This is a genomic window from Acinetobacter sp. TAC-1, from assembly GCF_029025845.1.
GTDB lineage: Bacteria > Pseudomonadota > Gammaproteobacteria > Pseudomonadales > Moraxellaceae > Acinetobacter > Acinetobacter guillouiae.
The window spans coordinates 973,050-985,537 of the sequence record NZ_CP118892.1 but is presented as its reverse complement, the minus strand read 5'-3'; the positions used below and the strand labels follow the sequence as shown (position 1 = coordinate 985,537).

General features: G+C 36.2%; 11 protein-coding genes. 2 read left to right on the top strand and 9 right to left on the bottom strand.

Features of this window, described 5'->3' with window-relative positions; translation table 11 throughout:
* The first annotated feature begins 64 nt into the window (after positions 1-64).
* A complete protein-coding gene (locus PYV58_RS04575) occupies positions 65-880 on the top strand; it encodes an IclR family transcriptional regulator (RefSeq protein WP_034615806.1) in 816 nt (271 codons plus the stop codon).
* A 240-nt stretch (positions 881-1,120) separates the two neighbouring features.
* Here the strand turns inward: PYV58_RS04575 and PYV58_RS04570 are convergent, their stop codons facing one another.
* From PYV58_RS04570 to PYV58_RS04555, 4 genes are all read right to left on the bottom strand, one after another.
* On the bottom strand, positions 1,121-1,858 hold the full coding sequence (locus PYV58_RS04570; protein ID WP_034615809.1) for a PA1136 family autoinducer-binding transcriptional regulator: 738 nt from the start codon (positions 1,856-1,858) through the stop codon (positions 1,121-1,123).
* A 128-nt stretch (positions 1,859-1,986) separates the two neighbouring features.
* Positions 1,987-2,856 carry a glyoxalase III HchA gene (gene hchA, locus PYV58_RS04565; RefSeq protein ID WP_034615811.1) on the bottom strand — a complete coding sequence of 290 codons (870 nt, stop codon included), beginning with the start codon at positions 2,854-2,856 and terminating at the stop codon, positions 1,987-1,989.
* Positions 2,857-3,325: 469 nt separating this feature from the next.
* A complete protein-coding gene (locus PYV58_RS04560; protein ID WP_004823467.1) occupies positions 3,326-4,186 on the bottom strand; it encodes a Vmh family MBL fold metallo-hydrolase in 861 nt (286 codons plus the stop codon).
* Between the two features lie 25 nt (positions 4,187-4,211).
* Positions 4,212-4,868, bottom strand: coding sequence for a DsbA family protein (locus PYV58_RS04555; RefSeq protein ID WP_034615813.1), 657 nt, complete (start codon positions 4,866-4,868; stop codon positions 4,212-4,214).
* Between the two features lie 142 nt (positions 4,869-5,010).
* Here PYV58_RS04555 and PYV58_RS04550 point away from each other — a divergent pair, with 142 nt between their 5' ends.
* Positions 5,011-5,352, top strand: a complete 342-nt coding sequence (locus PYV58_RS04550; RefSeq protein WP_004717650.1) for a helix-turn-helix domain-containing protein — start codon at positions 5,011-5,013, stop codon at positions 5,350-5,352.
* 107 nt (positions 5,353-5,459) lie between these two features.
* Here the strand turns inward: PYV58_RS04550 and PYV58_RS22845 are convergent, their stop codons facing one another.
* The 5 genes from PYV58_RS22845 to PYV58_RS04530 form a co-directional block, all read right to left on the bottom strand.
* Positions 5,460-5,534 (bottom strand): hypothetical protein, encoded by a 75-nt coding sequence (locus PYV58_RS22845; protein ID WP_342760088.1) that lies wholly within the window; start codon positions 5,532-5,534, stop codon positions 5,460-5,462.
* 137 nt (positions 5,535-5,671) lie between these two features.
* Positions 5,672-6,331 (bottom strand): hypothetical protein, encoded by a 660-nt coding sequence (locus PYV58_RS04545; protein WP_034615815.1) that lies wholly within the window; start codon positions 6,329-6,331, stop codon positions 5,672-5,674.
* Positions 6,332-6,358: 27 nt separating this feature from the next.
* Positions 6,359-6,658: a hypothetical protein gene (locus tag PYV58_RS04540; protein ID WP_034615817.1), complete on the bottom strand. Its 300-nt coding sequence runs from the start codon at positions 6,656-6,658 to the stop codon at positions 6,359-6,361.
* Between the two features lie 311 nt (positions 6,659-6,969).
* Positions 6,970-7,506 (bottom strand): hypothetical protein, encoded by a 537-nt coding sequence (locus PYV58_RS04535; protein WP_034615820.1) that lies wholly within the window; start codon positions 7,504-7,506, stop codon positions 6,970-6,972.
* Between the two features lie 13 nt (positions 7,507-7,519).
* On the bottom strand, positions 7,520-12,478 hold the full coding sequence (locus PYV58_RS04530; RefSeq protein WP_081407399.1) for an RHS repeat-associated core domain-containing protein: 4,959 nt from the start codon (positions 12,476-12,478) through the stop codon (positions 7,520-7,522).
* Between the last annotated feature and the right edge of the window lie 10 nt (positions 12,479-12,488).

Genomic DNA, 12,488 nt, shown 5'->3' with positions numbered 1-12,488 from the left:
TGATGATTACTATAGTGGTATTCCATGTGCAGGAATTGCAAAATAAACATAGGGCAACTTGGCAATGAACTTAATAAATGATGCTCTCTTGGAGCAAAATGCTGAACCCAATAATGATGAACGTTATTTAGTACCGGGTTTGGTGCGTGGCTTAGCCATTTTAAAATTATTTGATCAACAGCATCAGGAAATGACCATTTCTGAAATCGCAGAAAAATTAGATGTAAACCGTTCGAGTGCTTTTCGTTTAATCCACACCTTAGAGTTTTGTGGTTATTTAAGAAAAATGTCGCAAAAGACTTATGCGCTGAACAGCAACGTGATGGAACTTGGTTTTAACAGCTTATCCAAATCATCGCTGACTGATTTGGCTAGCCCCATCATGCGTGAATTACGCGATAAAATTAAAATCGCTGTGCATCTTTCGATTTTAGAAGGCACTGATATCGTCTTTATCAGCAATGCCCAATCTATTGGTTCATTTACCAGTAATGTGCATATTGGTACACGTTGGCATGCCCATGCCACCGTAATTGGACAATTAATTTTATCTCGCCTTTCTGAGGCTGAAGTGATTAAACGCTATGAACATTTTACCGATTGGAAAGTCTATTCTGATCGTACACCACGTGATTTGGCGAGTTTATTAGAACGTTTAAACTATGTCCGCAGTCAGGATTTTATGATCAGTTGGGGGCACTTTAATACCGATATGGCTGCCAGTGCTGCACCTATTTATAGTCAGGCAACTCAAGAAATCGCTGCCGTATTATCTGTAAGCTGCCCATTAAGCACTTATAGTGAAGATTTATTTAGAGGTGAAATTTCTCAAAATGTGGTTGAGTATGCCGATAAAATTTCAAAATTTATTTATTTTTAAGCATTTATAAATCTAATTACTTCAATTTGGGCATAGGGAAGACTAACCAAATTTTCTACACATACACGCCAAATAAAGAATCCTTCTGGTTTTTTATTTGGTGATCATTATTATTTTATTTCTTTTCTTCTTTTTTTGAGGGGGGGCTTAAAATCTCAATGCTCACGCTATGTTTCTTAAAAGAATCGCTGCGCTTTTGGCTAAACCTGAATGTTTAAAAGTCGCAAACATCGAGCTGCTTTATAATTCAATTTCTCTGCTGATGATGGCAGAAGCAATTGCTTGAGCAGTAGATTTTACTCCTAAGCGCTTTCTTATACTGCGTAAATGATTTTCAACAGTTCTCTCTGAAATTTTTAAAATGTCGGCAATCTCAAAATGCTTTTGACCCACTGCTGCCCATTTTAAAACTTCTTTTTCACGTTTGGTCAGTATTTTTTTATGCGCAATTCTATGCTTTTGTTTATGTAAAATTTCACCAAAGGCAATATTACAAACCATCTGTACTGTGAGTTTAAAATCAGCACCCATATCCGAAATTTCACCCGCAAATGAAATTGCACCCTCTAAACCTGTTCGACCAAATACGGGCACTTGTATTCCATTGACCTCACCAAGATGCAGAGGGCTTTTGATAATCCGATAGGTTTCTTTTGCAGTTTTTTTATGCAAGCTCTTTGCCCAAAAAAAGGCTTCATCGTATTCAAAAATATGCTTGGTGATTGGGCAGCGGCGTAAATATACTTCACGCTCTTCGATATTGCTGCGATCAACCCAATTGCCATGCACAAAGAAAACTTCATCAATCCATTCATGTTGGTTTAGAGGTGAAACACTACATACAATAATCCGATCAAAATTTAGCTGAGCAGCAAATCCCACCAGAATTTTAAATAGACTTTCGAGGTCACGTGCTTGTCTCAATTGGTGAACAGTCTGAAACAATAAATCGGCCAGTTGATTGCTTGCAAGTCTCATAAAGCCGTCTTCTCACTAAACTGAACACTTAAAACTAAAATATTGGAGATCAGTAGCAAATCGCCTCTAGATCTCCAATATTGAGATAAAAAATTGCGTCTAAATAGAAACAACCTCTTGATTGATGCTTATACCAATTCAGGATCAGCCAATAAGGTTTCAGCGGCTAACTTACCTAAATTATGCGATGCCAAAGGACTGTCTCCAGTCAGAAGTTTTCGGTCTTTATGGACCTGCCCTGTGATACCTTTATTTAGGATTTTAACGCCTAATTTATCGAGATTTTCACCCACCAACCATTGTAATGGCCCAGGCATATAACCAATTTCAATATTTGCGCCTTTATCTAAAAAGTCAGGAAATACACAAATTTCATAATCTTTAAATATATAGTTTTCTGGTTTTTCATCGACGGCTGCGGCAAGTAAAGCTGCGGGTCCATGACACAGTGTAATCACATATTTATCGTTGTTTATCGCCCATTCTAAAACTTTTTTTACACTTTTACTTTCAGGAATTTTCGCGAGTACACCATGACCACCGGGAATGAAAACCCCTCCATATGGCGAGTTTCCAGCAATGATCTCGTCCAAAATATCATCAAGCTTTAACGGGTTTTTAAGTTTTTCAGCATACTTTGCATAAGTATCTAAAACCACTTTATCTTCATTCGGCATCGCCCACATTTCCAACTTGGCAGGATTGCCTGAGAGCGTTGCAATATCAAACTCAAAGCCTGCATTGTCTAAATGAAATACCGGAAGTAACATTTCAACTGGATGATTTCCTGTAGAAAAGAATTTACCGTTTTGCATCAGGATATAGCGCTCATCCGTTGCAATCATCAGAATTTTTTTGTCGCCACGATATGGATTGGGATAAGTCGTACCGTCATAATCTGTTTTCGATGCGGTGTACTGGCTTAAAGAATAAGGGGATGGAAAAAATGCATTATCTTCAGCAGTATCTGGTGTAGGTATTTTACTTAGTTCAGTCATTTTTTACTCCAAGCGTTCTTATAGAGGATATATTCAACATGCACAGTATATTCTGCCCTAAAAAGATTTTTGAATGAGGGAAAACCCCTATTCCTACATTTTTAAAACATATGCTGAATTCAATTTTAATCACGCTATCGCTGCCAATAAACCCTGTTTTATTAAAATTAAGTATCTGATTTTTATTTAATTAAATTTTAAGAAAATTTTATATTTTCTACGATCCATACTCACGCTCGATACAGAAATACAACGTAGAGATGAAATGAAATACTGTGAGAGATTTTTTAAATGTTGATTGTGTATTAGACTTTGAAACTCAAAATTCCGCTTAGAAAAAATCAATGGCTTCAATGATGAAACTTAACCATGATCTTAGCTTAAGTTTCACCTGATTAGCTTAACCCATTATCTTCGTTCACCAACAATGACGAAGTTCATGAATTTAAAACAATGGGTCATCGTTAAATTATTTCCATTCCATCTCACCCGTCAACACTTTAGAGCTTAACTCCAAAGAACTTTCTTCAGCCAAGTTCGGGTATTTTTCTTTTAAAGCAGCAATGACTGATGCTGAATCTTTATGATCTTTTAAAACTTGATCAACATCCACAAGATATTGATAAGTAAAGTCGATTGCTTGAGTTCCTGTTGGAATATCACCAATATAATGTCCAGGAATCACTGCACGTGGATTTAAACGATTCATTTGTTTTAGCGTTTTTCGCCACTCGTTACGTTCTTTTTCAGTTTGTGCATCTGCTGTCCACACATGAATCCCTGAAGATAGCCCTACACCACCTAGAATTGTACGATTGCTTGGAACCCAAAGATAAGATGCGTATTTACCCGGTGATTTGATCTCAATTTTTTCACCTTCTAGCACAATGGTTTTATCTTCACTGGCACTCGGTACAATCACTTGAGATGGCGCACCATTTTTTAAGATAGGCCCCCAATAAGCAAACTTACCTTCTTTGGTTGCTTCAATATGTTTAACAACTTCTGGGGTTGCAATTACTTTTGCATCTGGAAACGCTTGTACCAGTGGCTCTAAACCAAAATAAAAATCTGGATCACCCGCTGTAATCACAATATATTTAAGGTTTTTACCGCTGTCTTGAATGATTTTAACCAAGTTCTTTGCATCGTTGACACTAAATTGCGCATCCACCAGCACGGCATCTTTTTCACCCGAAATAAGTGTAGATGTAACTGGAAAAATGCCTTGAGCTTGTGGGTTATAAACTTTAAAGCTTAACTCTGCTGCAAATGCAGAAGCACTCAACATCACTGAACTTGCAAGAAGTGTTTTTAAGAATAATTTCATATTGTTGGCTCTCTTTAGAATTAAATTAAGATTTAAGTAGTTGTTGCTCTAAAAAACGTACAAAATCCTCTGATTTATTATAAAAACCATGAAGCGGTATTTTGCCCATTTCACCATGTTGATTTTCATACACCAATGTTGGAAAACCTTGTCCTCGAACATGGGATAATAATTGGCGTGCATGCTGAATATATTCATCTTGTTGATCTTGAACGATCGCATCTAAATATTTTGACCATTGGTCATTATTCAGTCCTAACTCGACAGCAAATTGCGCCAGTACACTATATTGTGTGACATTTAGACCTTTTTGATAGTAGCCCTGTTGTATTAAATTTAATAACGATATCATCGCGCTATGCCCTAACCCCTGCTGAATACTCAGTAAAGCATGAGTTGCAGGGATAGAGTTCATGATCAGTGTGCTGTCTTTAAGCAAACCATTTTTATAATCATCACCAAAATCAACACCTGTGAGTTGATGGATTTGTTCATCATAGTGAATGATCTGTGTTCGCATTGCTGCTGTCATTTGTGGTTGATGATCTTCACTATAAAGTCCACCAAAATGTAGATGTTGTAGATTTGGAAATTTTTCTTCGACTGCATTAATTAAAGGCAGTGCACCATAACTCCAGCCGCAGATCGGGTCGATAATCCAGTGTAGAATTGGAGAAGCCATAAATTAACTCTCATCTATAAATATATGATTCAAAATATGTGAAAAGCCACACAGTTTTGCTGATATTTGTTATAGTAAATAATAAACTTACTTTTTGTAAGTACTTACTAAAAAGTAAGTGTTTTTTAGTCGTGGAAAGTTTATGAATACTGATGAATCTTGTTTAGCCGCAAATGTGTTGTCAAAGAATTGCCCGTCTCGGGTTAAGCTTATGCATTTAACCAATCGTTGGGGCGTTCTGGTCATGTTCTGTTTAAGACGAGGAACACATCGTTTTAGTGAGTTAAGACGTAGAATTGATGGTATCAGTGAAAAAATGTTGACTCAAACTTTACGTGATTTGGAAAATGATGGTTTTGTGATTCGTAAGGAATATCCAATTATTCCGCCACATGTAGAATATTCTTTATCTGAAAATAAAGGAGTTGAAGTCGCTGAAAAAATTTATGATTTGGTTCAATGGATTGAACAAAATGAAAATTAACTTGGAATTGTTATAAGTTTCCATCCATTCTTTAGAGTGTGGCACTAATGGTTTTAACGCAGAAGCTTTAAAAGGCATTTGGTCCATACTGCCAATGAAATACTTATTTAAACCAAGTACATCAACCATTGTGTAGAATTTGGTGTATATTGATATTTGTTCAATCCACCAAACAATCCAATTGGATCTTTACTTATATATCGCCCAACATTATACGAATACTAACGATAACGGTTATAATAAAGTCCTGTTTCTAGATCGAAATATTGCCCCTGGAAACAAATGTTATTGCTGATAATTTCAGAGTTTTCAAAGATGCTTAAATTTCAAAGCTTTCTATTAAAGATAAATAACTTTTCTTTTCAGAAATAATTTTTGTTACATCCAAATTCCTTTTTACTAAAGAGACATATAATGCTAATGAATAAGCTTGGCAATTTATGGATTTTTTAGGATTAAATTCAATATCAGTAAAAGCATCGTATACTAAAACTTGTTTTTTAAGGTGGCTATTTTTATCTAAAGCATTCAGATAAATCCAATCATAAAATGCAGTTTTAGGTTCCAGTTCCCAATTTACACTATCACATTCGAATGAAATTAATGCTCCTGAAGTTCTAAGCCTTTCATCCCTTTTAGCATCTTTAGAGTTTTTTTCTAATATGTCCTTATATGGAGCTCCTTTTGAAAAGACTTTAGAAGATTGGAAAATGGCTTCAACACTTATATCTTTATTATTTTGAGAATTGTAAATTAAATTGAAAGCACTGAGATCAATGCCTAGTGTGTTTTCTGACTTACTTGAAACCTCTAAAATTTGAGCGCAAGGACTTTCTTTTAAAAAAGCATCATGTAAGGAACGAATAGATTTTTGTTTCTGGGAATAGTGCAGTCCAGCAAACCATTCAAAATCTATATATTTAACCTCAACTAACTGTTTACCATCTTGCTTCGGTATAAATACTGGTCTATTAGCCATATAAAACTCAACTTGTGCTCATCAAATTTAACTTGTACATATATTTCTAGCATGATAACAAAGCAAATCCGCAGCTTCATAGATTTGATTCTTTTTAGATTCTTCATACAAATCCGCACTACTCGTCAAAGCTCCCCACACATCCAAAAAAATTTCTGCTAATTCTTTTGGAATGCTATAACTGTGAATTAAGTTTTCTTTTATTTTAATTAATAAAGTAATTAACTCATTTAATGAAGCATCATCAAACCCTTTTTTTTCTCTTATCAGTAAATCAAAATCTAAATATTTTTGTATAAATAGTTTAATTGCACCGTTTGTGTTCATATTGACTCCTTTATGGTCTGACAATTTTAATAGCCGATGCAGGGATATGTCCAATAATTAATATTTCACCAGAAGCTTTTGCTCTATTAATTGCAGTATTTCCTTTCAATGGATTACATGGACCATTTAAGTCCGTTGAATCTTTAACTTGACTTAAATCAGTACTTATAATCCGTTCTTTAGCAGTACCATATTTAGCTGAATTTGCTACTGCTTGTGCATATGTTCTAGATGTAGAAATATACTGTGTTTTTACAATAATAAAATATAAAAACCCAGTTTTTGACTGGGTTTAATTATATGTATAAAGCTTAATCTTTATGGTTATAAACAATCATTTGACCTTTTGGAAACTCGCCTTTCCATCCACATGGCATCCCCCCTTTCTTCAATATATTGAGTATATTTTCCCAAAATTCTGGTAAAGCATCTACAAAAACAAGATATTTGAATAAATAGAAAAATTCTCCGCTTAAACAATTTTGGAGATCTTCATCAATTTTTTTATTATCAGCTATTTCAAATAATACTTTGTTTATTCTTTCATATGATTGTGAACGCTTATCTTGATATTTTTCATAAACATCTTGTGGTAACTCTAATTCAAAATCATGTAAATAAGCACCATCTCCTTGCATTTCAATAATATGAGTCCAATATTGATAATCTTTTCCTTTAACATAGTCTACATCCTGATCTGTAGCAAACGTAATAGCATCCTCAGTATCGTTAATAATAATACTTTTTGAATCAATATACATACCATCAAGAAAATTTTCTGATTGAATTAGATTAATTAAATCAGAAACTACTTTGTCCATCTTGGTGAATATTTCAAGTTCACTCATCTTCTAGCTCCTTTTATTTAAACTTAGTTAAAATTTCTTTCCATTGGTCAGCAGTAGCTCCAAGTTTAGGCATCAATGTATTTTGCTTTCGTCTTAAGGCTGATCTCAATGTTTCTTGCATTCCATGAAGTGCCGCTTTACGTAATTTGCAATCTTTAATTTTGCCAATTGCATCCAACGAAAATGCAATAGCATCATCATAACCACCATGAGAACTATTATGTTGAACTTGTCCAAAATATCGCCCTGTCCTTAATCCAGCATTCTCTTGTTTTCTTGGCAAGCCAATTAAATTATCTGCCCCATCTTTTTCCATTCCTGCACATGCCAGCATTTTGCTATATTTTTTATTATTAAAAATATTCTGAGGAATAATATGATGGACTTGATATTTATCACGATGACCATCACCTACATGCTTCCAAAAATACTCACGATACTCTAGCCCCATTGGATCTACAAATTCTATTGGATTAGGGGCGTATTGATAAATATTATAGCTTCCTAATATTTTGATCGGATCCCGACTAACAAACCTACCTATATAAGGCGAGTAATAACGGTAGCGGTTGTAGTGTAAACCCGTCTCTAAATCGAAATACTGACCTTGGAAACGAATATTATTGCTGATGATTTCTGAATTTTCAAAGAAATTAGACTTCGCTTTCTCTGTTTGACATTCACCCCAAGCCTTATATTGTGCTTTCCAGATGATTGCCCCTGAGTGGTCTGTCATTTCCTGTGGCGTACCTAAGTGGTCACAATGATAGAACCATACATCATCAAAGCCTTTGCTTTGTTTGGTAGTTTTCCACAATGGGTCACGATGTACACTATACGGCTTGTCTGACCGATCAGGTGTTTGGTGTAGTTCTATAGGGCTTTGATAGACGGCTTGCAGCATCGGCACAAAACTATCTTTTTCGTAGATATAGTGTTTAGTGGCTTGTTCTGTTGACTCATAAGCCAATGTGTCACCATCCCATCCATAGATGATGTTGTACTCATCACCTGTATGGTGGTGCTTACTACGTTTTTGTATTCTTCGTCCTAAAGCGTCATAGCGATATTCTGCTGTGTATTGGCTGTTACGGCTTTTAATCATTCGACCATAAACATCCCACTCAAGATTTAAATCTCCTTGCGTTGATTTTTGTCGAACCAATTGTCCGTATGCATCATATTGGTATTGTTGGTCTAGGTATTCTTTGACCACGTTATTGACTAGACGATTGTAGCCATAGCCTTTTTCTTCTGCTGTTTGTTGATGGCTTAGCTCATGATTTTGCGCTTTGTCATCATTGTAGCGATCTATGATGTTACTGGCAGGGTCAAATTTAAAGGTTTCTTTACCGAGTTTACTGCTTGCTTCAAGTAAGCGGCCTACAGGATCGTATTTGTAGGCAATGTTGCCACGACGGGTATCTTTAATGCCTGTTAGTTCACCTGTTTTATCGTATTGATACAGTCTTTGTACCAATTGACTGGTATGTTGCAGTGCATTATTTTTTGTTTGGTTTTGCGCTGAGTATTGGTTTTGGTAGCCATTGTCATGTTCATTCAGCATGATTTGGCTGTGTAAGCGTCCAGCAAGGTCAAACTGTTGTTCTTGACTGATGCCATTGGCGTAGTGACGTACAATTTCACGGTGTAGGTCATCTCGTTCAAAACTGACAAGGTCTTGTCCATTGACAATCAGGCTTTGTACATGCCCTGTACCATAAGTTAGCCAATCAATGTTTTGTCCATCAGGGCGTATGGTTTTGATTCGATCATTGATTTCATCGTAGCTGTGTTTCCATACTGCTGTTTTGTTACTCTTGTAATCCTGTTGGTGTTCTTTGACCACATTGCCCACAGCATCGTAGAACCATTGTAGGTTAGTCTCTGCATTCTTGGCATGCAAAATACGCCCCATGTAATCGTAGGCAAATTCTTCAGTCTGTTTGGCTTCAAGTTCTAAGCCGTAGTGACCATAGCCTGCTGTTCGTTGTTCCAAACGCCCCATACTGTCAAAGATGAATTGTTGAATTCGATCTTTTGGGGCAGCGCGGTCTTTGAAGTCTTGCCCATGTGCTGAAGCAACTTCGATACTGGTCGCAAGTTGTCCTGTGCCTTCATCATAGTGATAAACAGTTTCTTTATCATCGAAGTCAATTTCTTTGATTAAGCGTCCACCAAGATCGTAGAAGAATTGGTAACTTGCACCGTTCTCATTAATCAATCGGGTCAAACGTCCAAGGCGATCCCACGTGTATTTCAGTTTATGGTTCAGTGCATCGGTACGTGACAGGATTAAACCTGCTTCGTCGTATTCATAGCGTGTTTGATGTTGTTTTGGATCAATATGAACCAGTAAGCGTCCTTCAGCATCATGAACAAAGTGTTCTACTGCGCCATCAGCATGTTGGATTTTTTCCAGTTGACCAAAGGCATTTAAAGGTAAGCCTTTGATGATTGGTTCTCTTTTTTCAGTGGTCAGCTCAGTATAGAAATATTCAACTTTTTGTTTTAGAGCATTTTCAATATTTTTAACACGGCCACGTTCATCGTATTGCCATTTTGTTTCTTTGCCTGAACAATCGGTATAGCTAAGTAAGTTACCTTGATCATCGTATTTCAGGGCTTTAGAGCCACCTTTGGCATCGGTGATTGAAGTCACTAAACCCATGCCATTGTAAGCATAAGCAGTTTCATGTTTCAGTGGATCAATCTCTTTGATCAGATTGCCTGAACTATCGTATTGCTTAAACCAACGACCTTGTTCTGCATCAACCATCCCAATCAGATTATCTTTGTCATCATATTCAAAATAACTGGTTGCACCATTGTCTTGGGTATTGGTTAAGACATTACCACGCTCATCGTAAGTATAAGAGGTTTTTGAGCCATCTTTAGCGATATGCAAAGTGATGTTTTTGGCATTGTCTCTAAAGAACCATTCCTGAAAATTATCGGGATAGACAATACGGTAGGTATAACCATCGATATCGTAAAAATGTTCAGTGATATTACCTTCAACATCCATCACATAGGTTTTACGAATGTTTTGATCCCACTCAATTTTTGCAGCACGACTGGCATTGTCTGCCCATTCTTCAATGGCTTTAGATGTCGGTAAAATACCATCCCATTTCAGATTCATACCACGTTGGGTCAAATCAGTATATCGAGTGATAAGGTGGTGCTTATATTGGTAATGGTAGGATGCAGCAAATTCATTGGTGGCTTTGATTAAGTCACCGCGCTCATCATAATCGTAGCTGGCTAATACACGATCTAACTGACCTTTTTTAACTACCCAAATATCAGAAACTAAGCCTTGTGGAGTGAGCTGTAGAGCGAGATGTGCCAGTTCACGGTCGTCCTGTTTGAATAGAATGTCCGAAAGAATAGATTTCTTCTCTGCATTGACATGGTCATAGCGTAGTGCAACTTTAAATCCATGTTTACGTTCTATATAAGATAGGCGATAGTCTTCACCATATTTTTCATAGAATCGCTTTTCATCATCACCATAAGCGATGAGATGTAATTGATCTGACAGTACCGTATAAGTGTGCTGTTCGACTGGATCATAAATACTTTGACCTTTCTTTAACTCAGGCAGATCAATTGGTCGTCCATCCAAACCGATATATTCCAAGCCTTTTTGGTAGTCTTTTTGCTCTTTATTTTTAGGATCATATTTGAATTTACGTGAGATTTTAGTGGTGAATGGTGTAATCCAACGTGCTCCAAAAATAGAGTCATCCATTTGATACAGGTTTGAAGCATAGGTACGATTAATACTGTCTTGAATTATGCTACCAATCTGAGCATCAAAATGAGTAAAAAATTCTGTTCCCATTGCAAAGGTAATTGCACCACTAGTGCTCCCCATACAGTTTTTACATTGATTCGCATTTTTATCCGCAGGAGCTTGTTTATTTATTTTTTCAGTTTTACCTGTAGGATGTTGAGCCTTCGCTTTAGCTGTTTGTTGTGCTTTAATTTGTGCTTGTTTTTTTCTAAATTTGTTTACACTGAGAAGTAGGATACTGAATAGCCATCCAATTGACATCATTGTTTCAGGATCAGCTAACCCACTTATTTTCTGCTGTGCGGTCTTGCCTAATTCAATGAATTTTTTACCGACTGCAAGTACTTCATTTTTATACTCATCAGGCACCACCCAACTGATTACTTGAGTATTTGTGTTAATTACACTTTTCCCTGCACCAAAAGCGACATTTTTATAAACGCCTTTTGCATTTTCAAATGTTCTACCTACGTCTAAAGTAAACACACCTTTTATATAACCGACGTATTGTTCACCCGCTCGTTTGAAATTTGCACCAGCATTAAGTTGTGTACCGTTTACAGCTTGTTTTAAACCTTGATCAATCGTGACTGTTGCTTTTACAATCCAATTCCCGATTTCGGCAAGAATTTGATTGAGTTTTTGCATTCCAGTTTTTGCGAATTTTTCAATCCCACCTGCTAACTCTTCTGTAAGCATTGTTTCTAAAACATCAATTGCTGCTGTTTTTAGTCCCCGTTTTAATGCAGTTTGCAACTCCGTTTTAGATAATTGTCTACCTATTTTCTTGATTTCTGCTTGAGTTATTTTTTTAACTTCTTGTTTAACAAATGATAGAGCAGGTCTTGCTGTAGTTCTAACTGCTGGTCCTACACCACCTATAGGTACAAGTCCTATAGCATCAATTCCTAAATTCACCCAATCAAAAAAATCAGCATTTGCAGTGCCTTTATCTATAATAGCAATAATATCTGAAATAATATCTGCTATCGCAAACACACTTCCCATAACTGGGATACTTCGGCCAATCATCTCTAAACGATCTATTGTTACAACATCATGTGTTTGTTTTCTTAGCCATTTATCAATATGTTGTTTAGACGCATTAATATCTTTCACACTAAAAGTGTTTAAGGGTGCAACTACACCGTTCGAAGTACTTTGAGCCATATTTTTCTCT